The sequence below is a fragment of the Rhizobium sp. Root1204 genome, assembly GCF_001424965.1.
Lineage (GTDB): Bacteria > Pseudomonadota > Alphaproteobacteria > Rhizobiales > Rhizobiaceae > Pararhizobium.
Genome location: NZ_LMCZ01000004.1, coordinates 141,760 through 163,826 on the forward strand (window position 1 = coordinate 141,760; position 22,067 = coordinate 163,826).

General features: G+C 60.5%; 13 protein-coding genes. 6 read left to right on the forward strand and 7 right to left on the reverse strand.

What is annotated here, in order from left to right:
• Positions 1–4: 4 nt before the first annotated feature.
• Complete coding sequence (nusB, locus tag ASC96_RS06260) at positions 5–499, reverse strand: transcription antitermination factor NusB (protein ID WP_037107532.1); 495 nt, start codon at positions 497–499, stop codon at positions 5–7.
• On the reverse strand, positions 496–957 hold the full coding sequence (gene ribH, locus ASC96_RS06265) for a 6,7-dimethyl-8-ribityllumazine synthase (RefSeq protein WP_060502179.1): 462 nt from the start codon (positions 955–957) through the stop codon (positions 496–498). The genes nusB and ribH overlap by 4 nt, the downstream gene beginning before the upstream one ends.
• Before the next feature lie 207 nt (positions 958–1,164).
• Between ribH and ASC96_RS06270 the strand changes: the two genes are divergently transcribed.
• Together ASC96_RS06270 and ASC96_RS06275 are read left to right on the forward strand one after the other, a co-directional pair.
• Positions 1,165–1,668, forward strand: coding sequence for a cupin domain-containing protein (locus ASC96_RS06270; protein ID WP_060502236.1), 504 nt, complete (start codon positions 1,165–1,167; stop codon positions 1,666–1,668).
• Between the two features lie 42 nt (positions 1,669–1,710).
• A complete protein-coding gene (locus ASC96_RS06275; RefSeq protein WP_060502180.1) occupies positions 1,711–2,229 on the forward strand; it encodes a GNAT family N-acetyltransferase in 519 nt (172 codons plus the stop codon).
• Positions 2,230–2,337: 108 nt separating this feature from the next.
• On the opposite strand, the gene ASC96_RS06280 is transcribed toward ASC96_RS06275, so the two are convergent.
• From ASC96_RS06280 to ASC96_RS06300, 5 genes are all read right to left on the reverse strand, one after another.
• Positions 2,338–2,958: a riboflavin synthase gene (locus ASC96_RS06280; RefSeq protein ID WP_060502181.1), complete on the reverse strand. Its 621-nt coding sequence runs from the start codon at positions 2,956–2,958 to the stop codon at positions 2,338–2,340.
• Positions 2,958–4,070, reverse strand: coding sequence for a bifunctional diaminohydroxyphosphoribosylaminopyrimidine deaminase/5-amino-6-(5-phosphoribosylamino)uracil reductase RibD (gene ribD, locus ASC96_RS06285; protein WP_060502237.1), 1,113 nt, complete (start codon positions 4,068–4,070; stop codon positions 2,958–2,960). Before ribD ends, ASC96_RS06280 begins: the two co-directional genes overlap by 1 nt.
• Before the next feature lie 64 nt (positions 4,071–4,134).
• Positions 4,135–4,608, reverse strand: coding sequence for a transcriptional regulator NrdR (nrdR, locus tag ASC96_RS06290; protein ID WP_037107514.1), 474 nt, complete (start codon positions 4,606–4,608; stop codon positions 4,135–4,137).
• A 27-nt stretch (positions 4,609–4,635) separates the two neighbouring features.
• Positions 4,636–5,937, reverse strand: a complete 1,302-nt coding sequence (glyA, locus tag ASC96_RS06295; protein WP_060502182.1) for a serine hydroxymethyltransferase — start codon at positions 5,935–5,937, stop codon at positions 4,636–4,638.
• Between the two features lie 188 nt (positions 5,938–6,125).
• Positions 6,126–7,451, reverse strand: a complete 1,326-nt coding sequence (locus tag ASC96_RS06300; RefSeq protein WP_060502183.1) for a L,D-transpeptidase family protein — start codon at positions 7,449–7,451, stop codon at positions 6,126–6,128.
• 462 nt (positions 7,452–7,913) lie between these two features.
• On the opposite strand from ASC96_RS06300, the gene ASC96_RS06305 reads away from it, so the two are divergent.
• Genes ASC96_RS06305 through ASC96_RS06320 form a run of 4 tightly spaced genes read left to right on the forward strand, consistent with a single transcriptional unit; the run spans position 7,914 to position 22,066 of the window.
• A complete protein-coding gene (locus tag ASC96_RS06305; RefSeq protein WP_060502184.1) occupies positions 7,914–13,427 on the forward strand; it encodes a hypothetical protein in 5,514 nt (1,837 codons plus the stop codon).
• A complete protein-coding gene (locus ASC96_RS06310; RefSeq protein ID WP_060502185.1) occupies positions 13,393–15,483 on the forward strand; it encodes a hypothetical protein in 2,091 nt (696 codons plus the stop codon). The genes ASC96_RS06305 and ASC96_RS06310 overlap by 35 nt, the downstream gene beginning before the upstream one ends.
• Positions 15,484–15,485: 2 nt before the next feature.
• A complete protein-coding gene (locus ASC96_RS06315; protein ID WP_060502186.1) occupies positions 15,486–21,113 on the forward strand; it encodes a hypothetical protein in 5,628 nt (1,875 codons plus the stop codon).
• Positions 21,110–22,066, forward strand: a complete 957-nt coding sequence (locus ASC96_RS06320) for a hypothetical protein (protein ID WP_060502187.1) — start codon at positions 21,110–21,112, stop codon at positions 22,064–22,066. Before ASC96_RS06315 ends, ASC96_RS06320 begins: the two co-directional genes overlap by 4 nt.
• Position 22,067: the final 1 nt, after the last annotated feature.

Below are 22,067 nucleotides of genomic sequence, written 5' to 3' on the forward strand. Positions count from 1 at the left end.
GACCTTACTTCTTGACGTCAGTTCTGATTGTGCGAGCGATCCGGTCGAGCACGGCGTTGACGAGCTTGGGCTCATCCTCTTCGAAGAACGCCTTGGCGATCTCGACATATTCGGTGACGATGACCGCGACCGGAACATCCTTGCGTTCGCGCAGTTCGAATGTACCGGCACGCAGGATGGCGCGAACAGTCGAATCGAGACGCGACAGCGCCCAGTCGTCCTGCAGGGCCGTGCCGATCAATGGATCGAGCAGGCGCTGGTCGCGCACGACACCGGCAACGATCGAGCGAAACCAAGAGGCATCCGCCTTCAGATAGGTATCGCCGTCGATTTCCTGGCCGAGCCGGTGGGCTTCGTATTCGGCGACGATCTCGAGCACGCCAGTGCCGCCGACATCCATCTGGTACAGTGCCTGGACAGCGGCAAGACGGGCCGCTCCACGCTGGTTTGCCTGCTTGATCGGCTGGTCGGCCGGCGGGTTGGTAGGAGTGTCGCTCACTGTTCGCCGCCCAGCTTGATCTTCAGGTCGATCATGGTCAGCGCTGCACGGGCGGCAAAGCCCCCCTTGTCGCCTTCGCTCTTCTTCGCGCGGGCCCAGGCCTGCGCGTCGTTTTCAACGGTCAGGATGCCGTTGCCGATCGCAAGGCTTTCGCTGACGGCAAGATCCATCAGAGCGCGCGAGGATTCGTTCGAAACGATGTCGAAGTGGTAGGTCTCGCCACGAATGACCATGCCGAGTGCGACGAAACCATCATACTCGGTGCCGCCATTATCGATGCCATCAAGAGCCATGGCGATCGCGGCCGGAATCTCCAGCGCGCCGGGAACGGTCACGACGTCATAGGTCGCACCGGCATCCTTGAGCGCCGATGTGGCGGCGTCGAGCAAAGCGTCGGCCATATCGTCATAGAAACGCGCTTCCACAATCAGGATATGTGGTTTTTCTGTATCGGACATTTGTCACCTGTCTGAAATTGGGGGCCGGACATCTCCAGCGCAGGCGGCGGTCAAACCACGCTCTAGCCCCGTTGGCAAGCATTTTTCGCTGCAGGGGTGGATTTGGCGAGGCGTTTGATGATCGTTCCATGCACAACAGCTGAAATTGCCGCCATCTTTTCAATCCGATGGCGTCTCTATACAAGTTTTGCCGAGGTGGAGAAAAACATGACAAAGATGCAGAAACCCGTCATCAACCCGGCCGAACTCGACCTCGAGCATTGGCAGGAAGGCACGTTCTTTGAATCCCGCGACGCCGCCTTCGGCGCCCAACTTGGCCTCAAGGATCTCGGAATAGGTTATGGTGAAGTTCCACCCGGTAAATCCGGTTGTCCGTTCCACAATCACCATATCGAAGAAGAGTTGTTCGTCATCTTGAGCGGAGAAGGTGAATACCGCTTCGGGCCGGATCGCTACCCTGTCAAACCCGGCGACGTGCTCGGCGCTCCCGCCGGCGGGCCGGAGACCGCCCATCACCTGATCAATACCGGCACCGTCCCCCTCACCTACTTGTCCATTTCGGCAAATGCGAAAGCAGAGATCGTCGAATATCCGGATTCCGGCAAATTCCTGGCGAAATCGCGCGCAACACCCGGCGGCAAGGCCGTCTTCCGTTTCGTTGGACGCAAGGAAAGCGAAACCGATTATTGGGACGGCGAACCGGGAATCTGATCGAATAGCGAAATCAACATTTCAAACGGACTGAACAGCCTCATGCACAGCGTCCCCACCATCGAAACCGAACGCCTGATCCTTCGCCCCTATCGCCGCGATGACTTTCCAGCTTACGCCGCACTCTTTGCCGATGCTGAAGTCACCCGCTTCGTCGGCGGCATCCCGTTTTCACGTGAGCAGGCCTGGACCCGCTTTCTGCGCCAGGTCGGCATGTGGCACTATTTTGGTTTCGGCTTTCTGGTCTTGCAGGACCGCGCAACCGGCCAGTTCATTGGCGAGGCCGGTTTTCACGATCTGCACCGTGGAATCAGCCCTTCGGTCGAAGGTACGATGGAAACGGGCTGGGCGCTGTCACCGCGCTCCCATGGCCAGGGCCTCGCAACAGAAGCAGTCAGCGCGGCCCTGAAATGGGGCGATCAGCAATTTCCATCGCTAAAGAAGACCTGCATCATCGATATCGGCAACCTCCCATCGCTGAGAGTAGCCTCAAAACTGCAATTCAAGGAAACCGGACGGACGACCTATCACGGAGCAAATGTGATTTTGCTGGAGCGGTGACGTTCTGCATCACGTTGCCGCAACGGCAAAATAGGCCATCAATGCGGAGAATGACCTGATCCAACCCGGACATCCGGGGTGGATCAGAATTGACATCGGTCAAGCCAGCTATTCGGCTTTCGGTGCCGGAAACTCTGCCAGCCGTGCGGCATAGCGGGCCATCGTATCGACTTCGAAATTGACGAAATCACCAGCCTTGCGCTGCCCCCAGGTCGTCACATCCAGCGAATGACGGATGAGCAGCACGTCGAAATCCGTGCCGTTGACAGCATTGACCGTCAGGGATGTGCCATCAAGCCCGATAGAGCCCTTCGGCGCCACGAATTTCGCCAGATGTTCCGGCGCACGCAAGCGAAACCGGGTGGCCTCACCTTCCGCCTCGACGGAGAGGATTTCGGCTTTGCCGTCGACATGGCCTGACACCATGTGACCGCCCAGTTCGTCGCCGATCTTCAGCGACCGTTCCAGATTGATCTTCTGGTTCGCGGTCCAGGACGCAATCGTCGTCAACCGCAGCGCCTCTTCCCACGCCTCGACCTCGAACCAGCGGCCATTGGCGCCCTCTTCCGGCAGCGTCGTAACCGTCAGGCAGACGCCGGAACAGGCAATCGAGGCGCCGATATCGATGCCCTTGGGATCATAGGCCGTGGCAATACGCAGCTTGATGCCCTCGTCGAGGGGCGTAATGGTTTCGACGGTGCCGATATCGGTGATAATGCCGGTAAACATCAGAGGGTTCTTTCGTATTCGTAGGTGTCGAGAAGGTCATCGCCAAACGTGTCTGTCCGCAGATGAACGAAGCCCACCGGGATCAGCTTCCTGTCAAGTGGGGATGGTACCCCCTCCTCGCCAAGGGTCAGCGGCGCGGTAAACAGCAGAATCCGGTCAACCAGCCCGTCATTGAGAAACTGTTGTGCCGTCCTGGCACCACCTTCGACCAGAAGCGAGGACACGCCCCGCGTTGCCAGAGCGGCGAGCAGATCGGCAGGCACGTTCGGGTCGCAAACCACGACCTCGACGCCAGCAGCTTCCAATGCCTGCTGGCGTTCTGAAAAAGCGACCGATCCATCGCTTTGGCCGGTAACGATCAGGACCGGCACGCTGCGGGCCGTCTGCGCCAACTTCGAGGTGACCGGCAGGTTGAGATCGCCATCGATGACGATGCGGAGTGGCGAGCGGTGCTCCAGCCCGGCGATACGGGAGGTCAATTCCGGATCGTCGGCAATCGCCGTGCCGATACCGACAAGGATGGCGTCGGTCTCGGCGCGCAGCCGGTGGACGATCTCCCGCGCCGGGGCGCCGGTGATCGGGACCTGCCCCTGCCCCTTTATGCCGATCATGCCATCGGCCGAAACGGCAAGTTTGAGAGTCACATACGGCCGGTTGCTGCGCTTGCGCATGAGGTAACCCTCAAGCTCGCGCTCGCCCTCTTCTTCCAGCACACCGGTGACAACCTCGATACCGGCATCGCGGAGCATATCGATGCCGTGGCCCGAGACGCGCTCGTCAGGATCAACCACGGCGACGACGACCCGGGCAACGCCGGCAGCAATCAGCGCATCGGCGCAGGGCGGGGTCTTGCCGTGGTGGGAACAAGGTTCGAGCGTCACGTAGGCGGTAGCGCCGCGTGCCAGCGGCCCGGCATTGGCCAACGCCTGTGTTTCCGCATGCGGCCTGCCGCTCAGCGCCGTGACGGCACTGCCGACGATCCTTGCGCCATCGCCGTCATTGCGGACAATGACGCAGCCGACCGATGGATTGGAACCGGTGGCACCCAGGTGCTGGTGTGCGAAACGCAGCGCCTCCGCCATGAACCGCTCGTCTTCAGCCTTGTCTGCCATACCCATCCCCCAGCCTGCAAACGTCAAACGCCGCCCTTTCGGACGGCGCAAGTTTTGGCGTCGATCAGGCGCCGGGATCCCGGGCAATCTTGGCGCTGATCTCAGCGATCACCTTTTCGAAATCATCCGCATGGGAGAAATCGCGGTAGACCGAGGCGTAGCGCACGAAGGCCACATCATCGAGCCCCTTCAAGGCTTCCAGTACCTGCAGGCCGATTTCCTCCGACGGGATTTCGGTTTCGCCGGAGCTTTCCAGCCGCCGGACGATGCCCGACACTGCCCGTTCGATCCGGTCGCGGTCTATCGGCCGCTTACGCAGCGCGATCTCGAACGACCTGAGCAGCTTGTCGCGGTCGAACGGCGCCTTGCGGCCGGTCTTCTTCAGGATCATCAGTTCCCGAAGCTGCACCCGCTCGAAGGTCGTGAAACGGCCACCGCAATCCGGGCAGATGCGCCGGCGGCGGATGGCGGCGCCGTCCTCCGCAGGACGGCTGTCCTTCACCTGGCTGTCTTCCGATCCACAATAAGGGCAGCGCATTCGGGTTCCTTGACGAGAGCTGAAAGATTACATGTAGGGATACATCGGGAAACGGTCGGTCAGCTTGACCACCTTTTCACGCACACCGGCTTCGACCGTGGCATTGCCTTCGTCGGAATTGGCGACCTTCAGACCATCGAGCACTTCGACGATCAGGTTGCCGATTTCGCGGAAGTCGGCTTCCTTGAAACCGCGTGTCGTGCCGGCCGGCGTGCCGAGGCGAATACCGGAGGTAACGAACGGCTTTTCCGGGTCGAACGGGATACCGTTCTTGTTGCAGGTGATGTAGCCGCGGCCGAGTGCGGCTTCCGCCCGCTTGCCGGTGGCGTTCTTCTTGCGAAGGTCGACCAGCATCAGGTGGTTGTCGGTGCCGCCCGAGACGATATCGAGGCCGCCGGCCACCAGCGTTTCCGACAGAGCCTTGGCGTTCTTGACGATCTGGGCCGCATAATCCTGGAATTCCGGCTGCAGCGCCTCGCCGAAGGCAACGGCCTTGGCAGCGATGATGTGCATCAGCGGACCGCCCTGCAGGCCCGGGAAAACGGCGGAGTTGAACTTCTTGGCCAAATCCTCGTCATTGGTGAGGATGACGCCGCCACGCGGGCCGCGCAGCGACTTGTGCGTGGTGGTGGTGGCAACATGGCAATGCGGGAACGGCGACGGGTGCTGGTTACCGGCAACGAGGCCGGCAATGTGCGCCATGTCGACCATCAGGTAGGCGCCGACTTCATCAGCGATCTCGCGGAAGCGCTTCCAGTCCCAAATGCGCGAATAGGCAGTGCCACCGGCGATGATCAGCTTGGGCTTATGTGTGCGGGCCTTTTCGGCAACTGCGTCCATGTCGAGCAGGTTGTCGCCTTCGCGTACGCCGTAGGAGACGACGTTGAACCACTTGCCGGACATGTTGACCGGCGAACCATGCGTCAGGTGACCGCCCGAGTTGAGATCGAGGCCCATGAAGGTGTCGCCCGGCTGCAAGAGCGCCAGGAACACGGCCTGGTTCATCTGCGAACCGGAGTTCGGCTGAACGTTGGCGAAATTGACGCCGAACAGCTTCTTGGCACGCTCGATGGCGAGTTCTTCGGCGATATCGACGAACTGGCAGCCGCCGTAGTAGCGCTTGCCCGGATAGCCTTCGGCATATTTGTTCGTCATGATCGAACCCTGCGCTTCCAGAACGGCGCGCGAGACGATGTTTTCAGAGGCGATCAGCTCGATCTCGTGGCGCTGGCGGCCCAGTTCCTTACCGATCGCACCGAAAATTTCCGGATCGGTGTCGGCAAGCGTACGGGTGAAGAAAACATCGGGATTGACGGCTGAAACGCTCATTGTGAAAGCTCCTCGAGAGACTGTGGCACGGTGTTTATCGTCCTCGCATGGCAAGGGCAATATGGGCTATGCGATTTGCGCCATTTCCCCCATCTGCAGCGCCGGGAATGCGGTTGGGATCGGCAACGAAAAAGGCCGCGTCCCCTTTCAAAGGGACGCGGCCTCGGTGTTATTCAATGCAGACCGGCTTATTGCGGCAGGTTGTCGCGCTCGACGGAACCGGCGGCCTGCTCGATGCCGGTGGTGGTCTGCAGCGCCAGTTCCTGCTCGCCATCCATCTCGTAGATGTCGTCGCGGAACTGAACGATGCCGTCGGTTGCCGCCCAGGCGGTGATGTACTTGAAATAGACCGGAACCTCGACTGCGAGCTTGATCGGAGAGTTCTGACCCGAGCGGATCGTTGCCTCGATCTGCTGGCGCGACCAGCCGGGCGTGTCGCGCAGCAACCAGGTCGTCAGGTCACGCACGTTCTGGACGCGCACGCAGCCGGAGGATTCGAAGCGGGCGAGCTTGTTGAACAGGCCCTGCTGCGGCGTGTCGTGCATGTACTCGTTGTTCGGGTTGTGGAAGTTGATCTTCGTCGACGCCATGGCGTTGGTCTTGCCCGGATCCTGGCGGAACGTCAGGTTCGGCGCCTTCTCGGCATTCCAGTCGATCGTTTCCGGGGAAACCTCGTTGCCCTTGCCATCGATCAGACGGATGGAATTCTTCTTCAGATACTCCGGATCCTTGCGCATCAGGGGAACGATGTCCTTCTCGACGATCGAGCGCGGAGACGTCCAATAGGGGTTGATGATGACTTCGTAGATCTTCGAATTGATGATGTGGGTCTGGCGGCTGATGCGGCCAACAACGGCTGTATGGCGGGTCGCAACGCGGCCATTTTCGACGGCTTCGATGTAGGCTGCCGGAATATTGACCAGAACGTAACGCTCGCCGAGATCGCCGGACATCGACTGGAGGCGGACGATGTTGGTGTTCAGCTGACCGAGGCGCACGTCGGCGGCAATATTCAGCGCCTTGATGGAATACTCGCCAAGCACGCCGTCGGCCGGCAGGCCATGGCGCGCCTGGAAACGCTTGACCGCGCCATCAACATAGCTGTCGAATGAATTGGAAATGCCGGCGGATTGCGGCAGATCGCCCGAAATGATCAGGCGCTGGCGCAGAGCCTGCACGGAGGGATCGACAACGCCCATTTCCAGGCGAACCGACGAATTGACCTGCGGCCAGCCCCCGGCCGAAACGATCTGCTGGTACTGGCCAACGGCGTTCTGGGTATTGGCAAGTGTGTTCATACCGAAGATCGGCGAGTTCGACACGACCGCCGTGGCGCTGCGCGAAGCTTTGGCGTCGAACTGGTCATCCCAGGCGCCGCGGCGCGGTGCATTGATGATCTCGTCGAGCGCGTCCTGCGCAAAAGCGCCACCGGCGAATGTCGCAGCACCAAATGCTGCGGCCGAGGCCAGGAAGCCACGGCGAGAGACTGCATCAATTCCGGTTTTTTTCGTCATAGTTCCTACCATCCAATGCTGCGAAGCAAACCGCAGAGCTATCATGAATACGGTTAACAAACGTAAACTATACTTGCCGTTCCCTACGCCCAGTTCACATTTGTGAGAGTGCGAACGCAACGTGCGGCCAGTCACCGTTGGGCAACAGAAGCAACGCAAGGGCCGCATTTTCGTATCTCGTCGCTGTCACAGTAATATGGCCAATTCGTGTCGCCTTGCATGGATCCGAGCAGAGGAAAGGACACGCTTCAACAGCGCTGATTTTAGGCAACACCACCGGTGCACGGCCCGCAGCTCACGGAAATCCTTGAGCCGGACAGAGCATAACGCGGCGCAACCGGCCACACCAAAATACAATCTTAGAGTTTAAATTTATTTGCAACAAACACTTTACGTTGAAAAACAGATGTGAGTTAATGAGCCTTAAATCACCATGCCTTTGCTTCCCGGGGGATATGCAAAATGGTTCTGGCTTTTCGGCTCTACGGCAATTTTCATTGGCCGCCACACCCGAAGATCGACGCGCTTCCAGCCCGGACCCGCGACGGGGTTGTCGAAATCCACTACCTCGAAAAGGGGGCGGCCGGGACCTTCCGGCCCGCGCTGCGATGGACGCCTCGCGAACAGTTTTCTCAGTCAGGCTCTCCTCCAGAAATCACAGAAAACCTCTTTGATCTCACAGTCAAAGACGCCGTTGATCGGTTCAAAGACGATCAGGATTACGCAATCTGGATCGACGCCGGAAAACAAACCACCGATACGGACTGGCTGGCATTTCGTGGCGCATTTCTGATCGAGCAGTACCGGGCGTCCAATGCTCTAGCGGAAGCAACGCTCGATCTGCGATGGCCGCTGGTGCGGTCCTGCGCCTATGCACCAGGCCACACGGTCTTTTCCGGATTGGACGTCGGACGCCGAGGCGGTCCACGCTATTGCCTGAACCTGCACTTGCCGTTGCCCGCCCGCCGCACGACGCTCTTGTCCGGCAGTCAGGCAGATCCCAGCGCGTTTCCGTTCTGCGTAGTCTATGAGCCCGGCAAAAAAAGTTCATTCGAGAGGATTCTTAATTTTACCACCCTCGTCGGCGGCTGGATCGAAGGTGATTCCGTCGACACCTCGGCCGCGCCGGTATCGGGCACCTCTTTCGTGTTTAGCGATGGCAAGTATCCGGCAGACGCCTCTCTTGGATCGTTCGGATTTTCGGCACGCGGGCAACCCGGCCAGGGTGAATTCGCCGTCTATGATGGCAAGCAAAAATCGGCAACGATCGACGCCGCCAAATTCTGGCCGGAAAATTCGCGGCCATTCACCCAGGATATTCTAGCCCGTTTCGGTTTTTCGATCGATCCCGCTTCGACCAAATGGCCACGCCTGAAGGCCGGCGGCACAACCGCCGATCTCAGCCTTCGCTTTGGAAAGAACAAATCGGACGCGAGAAAACCCGTCTTCACCTACCGTATCGCCGTTTCAGCCAGCGATGGCGATCCAACCTCTGCCGACGATATCACGAGGAGCGGTGACGCCCTCAGCCTGCGGCTTTCGAAGGAGACGGGCGGCTGGGTCAAGACCGCCAGCGCGCTATATGCCGATTGCAGACTGTCATGGGACATAGGCGACGGCGATATCTGGAGCAAAGAGGCCCGGCGCTGGTCTCCGAAGGTTGATCTCAGCTTTCACTGGAAAAACAACATCCCGGCCGGTGAAAATTTCGGCGGCAGTCCGGCAGCGGAGGCAGATCTCGATTTTGGCCTGCTACGCCATGCGGCGCATACGTTCAGGCAAACCCGCGAGGCGCTGGCGCCGGTCGAGGCCGCCCAGCCGCGCTCCGTGCTTCCCGACCTACAAGCGGATGGCAAACAGACGGTCTGCTTCTCTCTATACGGCCCATCCCTGGAGGCGCGTTTCATCACCAATGGCACAGAAACGGAGCCCGATACCGGACTGCTTGCCTGGGGACGCGCCCTTCGAACAGGCGCACCGGAAACGCCGTTTATCCGGCCACGGCTGCGGCTGTCGTTGGCTCAGATGGCCGACCTCATCCCCGGTTCGGACGACACGGCGGGACTTGTAGACAACACGCTCAGGCTGATTGCCAGTAACCTGACATTCTTCAATGAGCAAAAACCTGCGGCAAAGATCAATCTGACCCTCTCGGGCGATGGGGGGTGGGCGGCGGCCGGAAGCGACGAAATCGCCAACGAACCCTTCTTTGCGTCTTATGTTGTGGAAACCCTACCGGCTGGCACCGCATGGTCCGGGCGCCTTTCCTCGCTGGCATTCGATCTGAGCCCGGTTAAGGGACCGCTGCCGGCCAAACCCGACGATTTGACCCTGACCTATCTGCGCGCCGGTGGTTCTGGTACGCGCCAAGGGAATAGCGATGGCGCTCCTCCTCTCGACCTGAAATCCGGCCGGATCGCCGCCTCGATCCACCTGGTTCTCCCCGTTACCAATGTCAAGCCGGTCAGCATCGACGTTTCACGGTTGGACCGGTCGGGGCGCACAGCGCCACTTCTCATCCCCCAGAAAGCTGCCCCTGGCACGCAAGGCGGCCCCTCCGGCTACCGTTATTGGCTGAGCGTCCGCGAGACCGTCGCGCCGACACTGGACCGGCGGATCGAAGCCGATATCTATGAAAGCGCGCCTGACGCGGGTGAACAGAGCTATGTGGTGCTATCGCAGGAACCGTTTTCGCTGTTCCGCTACAGCCACCGGCCGCTTAGCGACCGCGGTGATGCCGGCTCGGCATCGGTCGCCTATTATTCCGGCGATGACCGGATCTGGCAGTATCGCAAGGTTGCCGATTACTACCATTATATCCTGCCAGCGCAGGCAGTCGCCGAGAGTGCCGACAAACCGCGCCGCCTGGAAATCCACGACTTAAAGGACACCGATGCAACGGACCCCTCCGACGCCTGGCGGCCCTATGCCGTGGGAGCGGACACCGGCGAAGACAAGACCGGTATGAAACGCCGCGCGGTGGAATTCCGCCTGACCCCTTCGACCGAATTCTGGATAAGTCCGAGCGACGTCGAGCGGGGCTATTTCATGCCGGAATCCAGCAGCCATGACATTTTTCGCCAGCGCGGCGAGCATGGCCTGGGTGCCGCACTAACCTTCTTGCGCGGCGAATTTCTCTACGGCCTTTCGGTAGGCATCGACGTCTCGAGAGGAGACGCGATGTCGCGCCAGGCGCGGGTCGCCGAGATCGAAGCCCTGACCGGCAAGATGACAGGCCCGACCCGGAATGCGGATGCCGCAAATGACCTCGAGGCACGGTGGAATGCACTTTGCCGCGCCATCGACCGACGGCCGGAACGGCTGGAAATCTGGGCACGGGATCCAGATTCGACCATCGATTTTACCCCTGCCCGTTTTGCCAGCGGCGTCACCTATGCCCTGCGCGGTACAGCACTTCACCGCCCGCCTTTGGCGAAGCTGGAAAAGCCAGAGGACCACGCGCTTTGGCCGAAGGCCGGCCCATCGAGACCTCTCAACGGGTATCTGGACGAGACGAGCAGACAGGACCTCAGCAAGCCGCGTAGCCATCCGCAGGGCCTGAGTGGCGGCGCCCTATGGCCGGTCGAGTCCGTCAACCTTTTCAACCATCTGCTGGAAAGACCGGAGTCGAGCGGCGGTACGATCGAAGCCATCGCCCTCTCGCCAACCGGCGGCGACGCGGCACAGACTGCTGCCTTTCTCGGCGGTATCGTCACCATCATCAGCGAAACCCGCAACGGCCATGTGGAGCGGCAGAAGGTGGAAGTGCTCGGCCGCATCGGCGCTTTCTGGCACCGGGCAAAACATGTCGTTGTCTACGAACGCAGCGTCAACGCCTCCGCGCAGTTTGCCCCGAAATTCGTGGAGGACCAGCAGCGCACCCGTTCCCGCCGGCCGATCCTGCGCAAGGTGGCGGAATATATCGAACTGCTGGAGCCCGAGCGCAGCTATCCGGACTTCGCCGAAGCTGCCCCCCGCTGCGCCGGCTTCCTGGAGCGGCTGCGTTTCAACTCGAAAATCATCAATGTCGACAGCGCCTGGAGCAGTGAGGTCGGTGATTTTGGCTGGAAGATCCCGCTATGGAACATGCTGAGTGCCCGCGAGCGGCCGCAGGTCTACCCCATGCCGGATATCGCCTTTGTCAGCACAGCCGAAGGTGACGGCGATAATCCCGTGGTCTCGCAGGAATGCCTCGATACAGACAACCTGTACTTCTTCTCCGACTTCAAACAGGACACAAGCAACACCAATGGCTGGCGGCCGTATCTCGACATCGATTATGCCAACATGCCCATTGCCAAGGAGATCGCCGCTTGCGCCGACCCGAAGCCGGACGGTGCATCCAACGCTGGTCATCGCCGCCGCGCAGTAAGCCGTGTCCTGCCCGGCGTGCGCCGCTTCACCTGGCGGCTCGCGCCTGCCGCCCAAAAAACGACGATCAATGCCGGCCGGGCCGGAAAGCCCGTCTATGTCGGCCTCGACAGCATCAGCTTCATGCGCGCCGTACACACAGCCAAGGAGCAACAGACATTACGGCCTGAACTGATCGCGGTGATGGGAAACGCCGGCATCCTGCGCAACCCCGAAGATGTGGAGAAGCTGAAAAAGATAGAATCGCTCGCCTATTGGCAGGCCGATGGAACAGGCGCTCTCCTTCCAGCGGCAGCCGAATATTCCGGGGCGATCGGCAATCTGCTCGATCGCATCAGGGCGAAAGACAGGACCGGCGTCGAAGCCGCATTGAAGGATTTCCAGGAAAAATGGACTTCAGGCGGTCTCATCGAACAGCTCCGGCAAGCAATCCCGCAGGCTGCCGGTGACGGCGCAAGCGTGCTTGTCAAGCTAAAGCTGCTCGACAAGACCATCGACGATGGCCAAACGCACTGCGCCAGGCTGAAATCAGAGGCAGCTGGGATGATCCGGCGCAAAGAGATGCTGCTTGCCACCGCCATGTCCGACTGGGCCGCCGATATCGAACACCGTCTGCCGGCGCTTGTCATTGATGGAAAACCGATCACGACGAAGACGCTTTTGATCGAGGCGCTGACCGGCCTTATCACGGAACATCTGCGCCCAATCTTCGCCGAAGCGTCTCAGGATGTCGGCAATGCCGGACAAAGTGTTGAAAAGGCCAAATCCATCCTTGCCGGTGTCGATATGGAGATCGAAGCGATCCATGCGCGTGCTCGGCAGCGGCTCGAACAGTTTTCCGCCGGTTATGACCGTGAAAAACCCTGGTCGGCGGAACGGCGCCGCGCTTTCTCTTCCGGCTTGCAAGCCACAGTCAGCAATGTCGCTGGCGATATCACTGCTGCCGTGGACGAAGCCCGCCAACGTTTCGCCGCCGAACTGTCTGGAACGGGCCAAGCGATCGGCGGCCATCTGGCAAAATCGCTGACCCAGCTTGCCCACCTCGCGGACACCAAAATTGCAGGCGCGGGGATCGTCAAGGACAGTATCTCCCGGCTGCTTGCGCCGCTGACCTTGGCGATAGACGCCCTGTCTCCGGCCGCAGGATCAGGCCAACTCGATACAGCCATAGCCGCCATTACCACGATCAGCGACCAGATCAAGGCCGAGCCGGGCATCGACAAAAAGCTGGGCGACGATGCCATTCAGGCGCTGGATGCGTTGCAGGAAGCCGCCGATCAGGCGAAATCGATAATCCCGGAAACCCGCGTGCTTCTGGCCAATGCAAACACGTTGACGGACGAGACGCTCGCGGAATTTGCCGCGATCATAGCCAATTTAACAGCCCAAGCATCGTCTCTCGTTAAAACGCTTTCCGACAAAACCGACGGCATAGTGGCCCTTGCGACAGCTTTTCTGGAAAACGGTTTTGAAGCAATTGCAGCGGCATTGTCCAAGCTATGGTCAGATATCGCTGCGACTGCGAAGCTTCTCTCAGGATGGCTCGACGGTAAGCTTTTTGAAAATCGCCATGCCGGTCGATTTTCTGGTGGCAGCAACCGTTGACCACCTGGACACAACCATCGAAGCCCTCGCCGGCCATCTGCAAAAGACCCTTGCTGGAACCGCGTCCGTCATCGTTGACATCGAGAATGGGTTCAAGGCGGCCCAGCAAGCTTTGGCGCCGGAAAGGCTGCTCGAAACTGTCGTCTGCGACAAGGCGATCACGCCGGCGCTTCAACTCCTGCTGGCCCCGATCGACGAAAACCTTACGGCGTCAGACATTTTGCCGGCAATTCATGACCGGCTGACCGAATTGAGCCCTGCTGCGGTAACGGTCATCCGGACGATCAATGCCGACACGCTGGGAGCACTCGACGCGGTAACTGCCGCGTGTACCGCAGTGTTTGAAGGCGTCGACGATTCCAGGGATTACCTGTCCCATATTGCCAACGGCTTCAGTCCATATGTCGATGGAAAGCTCGAAGCCGTGCGAGCGCAATATACCCCGCTGGTGGAGCGCATCACCCAGTCGCTCGATGAACTGGAGACGGCGGCGCAGCCGCTGATCGATGCCGTCAACGCTTTTGACTGTTCATTGCGCAGCCTGCACAATAATCTGTCCCGCTCGGTGGAAACGGCGCGGATGTATGGCGACCGGGTGTTTGATGCCGCCAGCCGCCTGACCAGCGGCGGCGCCATGGCACTGCCGTCAAACCTGCTCAAGCTCTATTCCGCGGTCAGTTCGGCGCCCGAAATCGCTGCTTTGAAAGCCGATATCGACCGCATCCGCTCCGGCTTCGACGATATCAGCGACGTCATCGACACGACCGAGGCCAGCGCCCTGTTCAACCGGCTTGGCGACGAGTTGAAGGCGCTCGGCTTCGACATGGCCTTCGACAAGATTGCCGACAGGCTTCAGCCGAAAGGCTTGACGCTCGCCAACTTCGCCGGGCTGAACCTCGATCATCTTTTCAAGGGGCAGCCACTGGGGACCAGCCTCCAGGAGGGAGTCCGCGCCAGCCATGATTTCGACAAGGCCCAAGGCCGGGCCTGGGTGCAGATCGATATCGACGCCCGGATCCGTGGGCGCCGGACATTGTTTTCACTGGGCGTCTTTCAGGTCGACTTCATCGACATGCATCTGACCGGCCGGGTCAGGCTTGAAGCGTCCAAGGACGAGGACAGGGTGACCCAGACGGGCTTCAGCCGCATCGAGACGACGATTGATCTTATCGCCGGTGGACAGTCGATGGTGAAATTCGAACAGTTCGGGCTGAATTTTACACGGGAAAAGGGTCTGAATGTCGAATTCGACCCGAAAAACATCCGTTTGAACCCCGCGTTCAAGTTCATCCAGGATTTTCTCTCTACGTTGTTTCCGGACGAGGCGGGTGGGCTGAAGATCATCAAGCAGGACAATATTCCTGTCGGTGTTGAGCATGATTTCGTTATCCCGCCGATGACGCTGAATTTCGGCACCAGCGGCGTCTCCAACATTTGCATCGAGAACCACTTCCAGCTGCTCGCCTTTCCGGACTTCCTGCTCGCCAACCGCTTCAACCTGTCGAGCATCGAGCGGCCCTTCATCTTCTCCATCTTCGTCATCGGCGGCACCGGCTATATCCAGATCGACGCGGAATACAGGCCCTTCGACGGCCGCCTGATGGTCTGCGTCGAGGCAGGTGCCGGCGGCTCCGCAGCCCTTGCCTTCGCGGCCGGACCGTTTGTCGGCCAGGTATTCATCACGCTCTCGGGCGTCATGACTTATCGCAAGATGATCGGACAATCCGGCGGCGGGCTTGCGCTGTCCGTCGTGGTGGTGATCGCCGGTCACGTCGAGGTCTGCGGCATGGTCTCGGTCGGTATCACGCTGATGCTGCGCCTGAGTTACCGCGAGAATGGCGAGGTCAATGGCCAGGGCAGTTTGGCGGTGAGCATCCGCATCTCCCGCTTCTTCACGATCAGCGCCCACGCCAACGTCAATTACACGCTGCGCGGCGGCAAGTCGGAAACCTCGGTCAGCACCGGCGTCAGCGGCGAGGTCAACGACACCAAACTCCAAGACAAAATTGACAAGGCCAAACAGGCCGTCGAGCAACTTCAGAAGGCGAGCAACTAGTCATGGCGCTGAAGTCCTCCATCCTCCACTGCGTCCTCGACGCCGAGCCGGACACCTATCATCCGGCAGACCCAGCCCTGAAAACGCTTGCCGTCAATCTCGGCTTCGAATGCGTCACGGATGTCCTTCGCAACGCAATCATCGGAATGGATGATGGTGCGAAACAAAAACGGCAGGAACTTGAAGCGGACGAAAACCTGGCGAAGGACCAGTTCCGCCAATTCGCAACGGCGGTGCAACAGGTTCGCTTTCATCTTTATGAAGCCGACCTGGGTATTCCGGGCACTTGCACGCTCAGCTACAGGGGCGAAATCACCCGGCAGATTTCCGATGCCAGAGCACCGAATTCCGCTGACGACATCATCGCCTGGCTCAGCAAGGCCGCGCCGCCGCAAACAGATATCCACCATTACTGGACGACGCCAGATGCCGGCGTTGCGATGGACAAGCCGATCGAAGCAACCACCGCGCCTGCCACCTACCGGTTGCGCGCCGCCCATGCGTGGAACGCCCCCGTGGCGCACAGGCTCTCGCTCACCCATGTCCTGCGGCTTGAGGGAATCCCGCAGGATGGCTTCTATGTCGTTCTGCCCTCCTTCAGTGGCGCAGCTCCCTCTGCCATCCCCTCCGGGACGCCGCACGGAGAGTTGTGGGATTTTACCTATGACGCAGGTGGCGGCTTTGGCGAGACCACCTGCCGCGCGCAAGCGCTTGAGGTTCCTGCCGCCTTTACGGCTGTACCGCAGGATATCAACGGGTTCCTCAGCGCCGACGGCTATCTCAAAGTTGATCCGGAGGCTGAAAACCTCTGGCGCCTCACCCAATGGTTCGAAGTTCGCGCCGCCTCTCTGATGGCGCCAGCAACGGCGCTGGCCGGCCCAGGTACCGGATCGGCTGAAGACGCCGCCTACGAAGCCTTGTTTCAGTGGCACTACGGCAGCGAAAAGAAGCCTCCTCTTCTCGACATTCCCGCACCCGCCGCTGCTTGGCTGACCGCAGCCAGCCTGAGTGCCGCGCTCGACCCCATCATTATCGGCCTGATGAAACCCGTATCCGGTAACGCGACGATGGGCGATATCCTTGCGCCGTTGATGCTGAACCTTTTTGAGCGCTATCGGGACGACCTCGCCGGGGCTTTCGCGCTGCCGGAAGACTGCTACTCTCTTGCCAAGCTGACCGGCGTGCTACGCAACACCCTGTCGCTGAACAATCCGCTGATGCGCACGGCGGCCGACATGGCTGATGCCGGCGCGCGCCGCGCATTCTGCGAGAGCCTGAAACGGGTTCACGGCCTTCAGCCCACCGGGGCTGAAACGCCGCTGGAAATCCAGCTCCTCAATGTTCTGTTGAACGCATTCGCCAGCGGAACGGCCGTATCCCTTGATGAAAAGCTCCGGCAAAACATCAATGGCGACGGGCAGGCGATCCTGCACCGGGCGCTGGCGGACGCCGGACAGCGCTTACAGGACGAAACCGGCGCCGAGACGGCGATCATCCGAGTGTTCGAAACGACCGAAAAAACTGGAAACGGTGGCGAACCAGTGACCGGGCTGCCAGCCCTCTTTGCGGCTGCCTTTGCAGCAACCCTGAACCGCTCAGGGGATATTGCACTGGTGAATGCCGTGTCGGGCGCCTTCACCGAAGCCTGGCGGTCCTATCGTATCCAACTCGACGGCCCCTTCAACGGTGCCGAGGCAGTCAGGCGCGATTCAGCAAGCGAATTCACCAAGGCGCTGCTCCGGTTTGCCGGTGAGCACAAACAGACGGGAATGCCTGCAGTTCAGCGGTTGATTGCCGTCGCCACCGGCGCCGGCTATTTTGCCGAGCGCTTGCTCAGGCTGCCGGCGGATCCCAAAAAACCGGAGCCGTTTGCCAACGGTTTCCACCGCATTGCCGATAGCCTCGTCAAAGTGCCTTTTCCCACCACATGGCCCGATGGCATCACGCCGGTGACGCCCGCCCAGATTCTCCCGTTTTTCCAGGCAAGTTACCGGGCATCGCTTGCCCCAATGACGCAGTTGGCGGCCACTTCCAGCCGCTTCGTCCCCGACCACGCCCCTGCCCCGCTGCCGATCCAGATCGCGGCCAATATCGACGGTGAAGAAATCGATGCGTTTTGCGACCATTTCAACGGCATTGCGGTCGCCATCCGCCGGATCGATACCGAAACCAGAACCGATCCATGGGCGCATGCGAGCCTCGCCGAACTGACCTGGCCCGTGCCGCTAACCGTGGACCCCAGTCAAACGGCACCAAAACCGACAGTCCCGGCGGCGCTTCATCCCATGCTACCCGCAACAAGCGACGGGCGTGGCCCGATGTTCATCCGCTATGAAGGTCTGCCCTTTGCAGCGACCACGTTTGGCAACACGGCGGCAGAAGCGCTCGCCTTGGCGCCGGAAGCCTTTGCATCCTTTTACAGCCATGGCGCCCACGATACCGAATCATCCGGCTTTGCACATGTCCCGCGCCTTGCCTATGGCCGGAATTTCGAGAGCTTCAGCTTCGCTACGACCAATGCCGGTTCCATGCCGCTATCTCTGCAGGCCGACCTGCCCTGGATGCCGAAGCCGGTGTTCGAGCCCCCAAGCAAGGGCGGCAAGCCGGACCCGCTGCTGGTCACCACAACCTGCTATCAGCGCCGCACCGCGATCGGTCAGATGGCCGTCAACGAGGTGGTGACTGCCAACAAACCGCGCCGCATTGCCATGCCGATCGACGGCGTGGCCCCACTGGCCGAAGACTATCCGCGCACGGTGATGAGTGCATTCACAGGTAGCCCAGCCGTCTGCGATATTTTTCGTGATCGCGACGGCAGCGGCACCCTCTCCATCCCCCAGTTGATCGCCCGGTCTACAATCCATCGGATCAGCAGCACCGTCCTCAGCGGCAAGCCCGCACGGCTGGTTGCCCGGCTTTTCAACACCGTGCCAGCAGGTCCGGATGACGACGGTGTCGCCAAGGCCACACTTGCCTTCCCGAAAGGGTTTGATTTCAGCGCCCTCGAAACAATCACCATCTCGCTGGACTCAGTAAGAGCGGGCACACCCACACATCAGCGTCAGCTCACCATCGAATGCGGCAAGGCCACCGCAAATGCAGCACTGACCACGACGAGACCTATCACTGTCGGCTGGATCCGGCTGTCGTTAGAATCCAACGAGCCCGCCTCTCTGAGCTTTGCCGTGGCGGACGACATCAAGCCACACGAGGTTGGCGCACCATTTCTGCTGCTCGCTCCGAGCGAGGCCCCGTGGAAGGAATCATTGCGCGGCGATGTTGCTGTATTGGTCGACACGCCGCGCGTCGGTTATCTCGATTTCGATCGATGGTTCGCCAATGCCACCCTGCGGGACGCGGTATTGGACGAGACGGCGGCCGCGAACCTGCGGCGAGCACTTCTGACCGCCTATGTCCTGCGCGATGCCGACGAGGGCCTATCGCGAGCACTCGATCGTCTGCCCGACCCGGCCTTCGAAGCTGTGCGCCTGGAGTTGACCGTGTCAGATCAACTCGACGGCAGCATCCATACCGCACAGGCTCTGATCCTGTCCTTCGGTTTCAAGCAGACCATGGCCGGCATCACCCAAAACCTTGCCGAACACGGTACGGGACAATGGAGCCCGGAGGCTCTGCATGACAAACTGTTCAAGCCGATCGAGCGCGCCTTCCAGTTCTCGATCGACATCGCTTCCGGCGCTTTAGGATTAAAGCAGCCGGATGTGTCCGCGCAGGTCAAGACATTGCAGGCCAGCATTCCGCCCGGCACCGTTGCCCGCTTGTCGATGGATGCCTTGGTCCCTGCCCGGCATTTCGCCCCCTCAGGCAAGCACCCGGCCGTTTTTCATCCGGGATTGAAACAGCAAGCCTCGCGCCGAATTGTGCCTCATGGTTTGACAGAAGCATTTTTTGCCTATCCGTCGGCAGCCATCCGGATCGAAACCATGCTGGATGGCATGCACGCCATCGATGCAGAAAGGGGCAAGGAACGGGACAAGCCCGCCATCCAGCTTGCCGCCAGTATGATAGCCGTGCGGCCGATCGAGCGATCCCGTCGCTACGATCTGCAGACACGTCCCGCGCTGCCTGATCCCGGCCAAAAGAACCACGCCCGGCAATGGCGGCTGCTCAGCGAGATCGATGTGACGACGCAGCGCTGGCGCCCAAGCGGCAGGCCGATCTACAACCACATCGCACCACTGCATTTCCGCGACGAGGACGCGCTTTCGCACCGGCCGCAATCTGCAACGGCCGCCATGCCGCTCAAGGAAATGCCCGTTAAAGAAAACGGCAAAGACCTCGGCTATCCCCTCTCCCGTTTCGAGCAGGAAGCCTTTTTCGACCGGCCGAATATCGATTCCCAGACGGTGACACAGCGTCTTTTGCCTTTGCCGGCCGTAACGGTGCTGGAACAACATTTATGGGAAGCACCGTCAGCAACCTATTTCCGCCACCGTTTCACCCTTCGCTCCCGCTATGCTGGTGCACTGAAGGAAGTGACCCGCCGCGAAGTCAAGGCGTGGATTACGGACCGGAAACTCCGCGTCCAGCCGGCCGAGGCATGGACGCTGCGCATTGCCATGCTGGTAGACCTTTCTCGAATGCTTCTGACCCGGCCGCAGCAGCGCGCCCTCATTCCGCTGACCAGCCCGCCGCGCGATGATAGCCACGTGCCAAGCACGCCACCCGTACTCGCCATCCTGCAGGAACCGCCCTTTTCACGCGGCGGACTGGCCGACCGGATAGCCGCCGAGATCAAAACCGGCTTCGGATATGGCTTTACCAAAGCCGATGCGCCCGTCGAAATTCTTGATTCACGCAAGGAGATCGGTCCCGATCCCCGCCTGACCTACCATGCCACCGAAGAAAATACCGCCCTCGGACTGGCGCTGAACGCCGAAGGGCCGATGGGATTGACCTTCGATGCGGTCAATGCGCCGGCGCCCGCCTTTCCGAATTCGATGTTCTCGCTGTCACCGCTCGATCTCAACGGCACCGAACAGAATCTCGAAGAGCATTTCCTCGGCATCTCGATGCGGCGCTATATCGATCCGAACTGGGCGGTTGAGGACGGCACCGGCGACCTATCGGGGCTGGATGCCGGTCGATGCTGGTGGATCGACAGCGACATCGCGCTTACTCCCACAAGCCTGCTCAACTGCGTCGCCGATGGCAATGAGACGCCTGTGCTCATGTTGGAGGCGGATGGCAATGGCCTGGTCATCAAGACCAGCAAGGCAGCCGTCGATGGCGGCATCGCCGGTTCCATGGAGAAAAACGTCGCCATTGCCCGCTGGAAACGGCTGTTTGCCAGCCGCCTGGCCATCCTGCACCAGCCCGTCGCCCCCGGCCGCTATTCGGCAGCGGTGTTCGTTCTGCCTGCGCAAAACCAGGGCAATGTCACGCTTGGCCATGGCAACGCGCCGCGTCTTGTCTGCAATATCGAATGGGGACCGCCAAAGGCGGAAACCCCGGCCAACCCAACATCCGTTACTCTGAAAGCCGACGGCACCCGGGCGCGTGCCACCATGGCCAGCGCACCGACCTTTCTTGCCTGGACGCGCACCGGCCGCAACTTCGACACAGTCCACACCCCTGATTTTCACGGCGCCCCCCGGCGCGGCCGATGATACCGATACGTGAGCTTCTTGCCAGGCTCGATCCGAAAACCGCCATGCTGAGCTTTGATCGCAGCGGCTTTGCGGAACGCACATGGCTTTGCGCCTCGACCTTTGCAAACTCTTTGCCGCTGCATGTGCAACGCCACCTCGCCGTTTTGACCACCGGCTACCTGAAGGAGCCCGGCCGTCCGGTCGAGCAATATAGCCGCTCGGCGCTGCTGGCCGGCAAACTGTCGGCGGCGTTGACCGGCGCAGGTGAAGAGGAAGACTGCGTCCGTATCATCGAGTTTGAAACGCCGGCTGCGATCCTGTGCGGTTCGGAAGCGAGCGTTCCCGAAACCTACCGGCGAGCCTATTTCGATCTCATTTCCACCGGCTTTGCCACCCGCGCCGATGCGGCCTCGGCGCGGCTGTTCCTCCGGTTCGCAGGGCCTCCGGCGCATCTGCAAAAATTCAGCCGCCTGACGGTCCGTCTGCGGTTTTCGGAAAACAGTACCGATCCGCATGAGGTCGCCATCGATCTGAAAAAGCATCCCGACGGATCTTTCGTGACCGCCCTTGAACTGTTCATCGAAAGAGCGACGGCAGCGAAACCACTGGCCTACCGGGCGAACCTGTTGTTTTCCAATGGAGAAACGGTGCCGGTCACATCGCTTTTTGCGACAATCCCCAACATGCTGGGCCTGCTCGCCACCGGCAACGACAATCCGGGCTTCTTCCTCGATATCGAGGCGAACGGCGACAAAGATGCGGGCGAATTCTGGGCCGATGTGTCGCTGCTACATTCGCCCGGCCCGGCCTTCATACCGCATTTTGATTTCAACTGGCTGTTTTCGAAGGCCGGTGGCGGCGAACCGGCACTCGATGTCACGCCGGCCGGACTCAATCAGATGGTCGAGGTCCAGGCGCGTATCGTCTCGGTCTCGCCGCCGATCCCGATTTCACCGACAAAATCCCAATGAT

Bases quoted from the DNA above. Each gene is read 5' to 3' on its own strand.
- ribH (WP_060502179.1), bottom strand. From the start codon at position 957: ATGTCCGATACAGAAAAACCACATATCCTGATTGTGGAAGCGCGTTTC.
- ASC96_RS06270 (WP_060502236.1), top strand. From the start codon at position 1,165: ATGACAAAGATGCAGAAACCCGTCATCAACCCGGCCGAACTCGACCTC.
- ASC96_RS06275 (WP_060502180.1), top strand. From the start codon at position 1,711: ATGCACAGCGTCCCCACCATCGAAACCGAACGCCTGATCCTTCGCCCC.
- ASC96_RS06280 (WP_060502181.1), bottom strand. From the start codon at position 2,958: ATGTTTACCGGCATTATCACCGATATCGGCACCGTCGAAACCATTACG.
- ribD (WP_060502237.1), bottom strand. From the start codon at position 4,070: ATGGCAGACAAGGCTGAAGACGAGCGGTTCATGGCGGAGGCGCTGCGT.
- nrdR (WP_037107514.1), bottom strand. From the start codon at position 4,608: ATGCGCTGCCCTTATTGTGGATCGGAAGACAGCCAGGTGAAGGACAGC.
- glyA (WP_060502182.1), bottom strand. From the start codon at position 5,937: ATGAGCGTTTCAGCCGTCAATCCCGATGTTTTCTTCACCCGTACGCTT.
- ASC96_RS06300 (WP_060502183.1), bottom strand. From the start codon at position 7,451: ATGACGAAAAAAACCGGAATTGATGCAGTCTCTCGCCGTGGCTTCCTG.
- ASC96_RS06305 (WP_060502184.1), top strand. From the start codon at position 7,914: ATGGTTCTGGCTTTTCGGCTCTACGGCAATTTTCATTGGCCGCCACAC.
- ASC96_RS06310 (WP_060502185.1), top strand. From the start codon at position 13,393: ATGCCGGTCGATTTTCTGGTGGCAGCAACCGTTGACCACCTGGACACA.
- ASC96_RS06315 (WP_060502186.1), top strand. From the start codon at position 15,486: ATGGCGCTGAAGTCCTCCATCCTCCACTGCGTCCTCGACGCCGAGCCG.
- ASC96_RS06320 (WP_060502187.1), top strand. From the start codon at position 21,110: ATGATACCGATACGTGAGCTTCTTGCCAGGCTCGATCCGAAAACCGCC.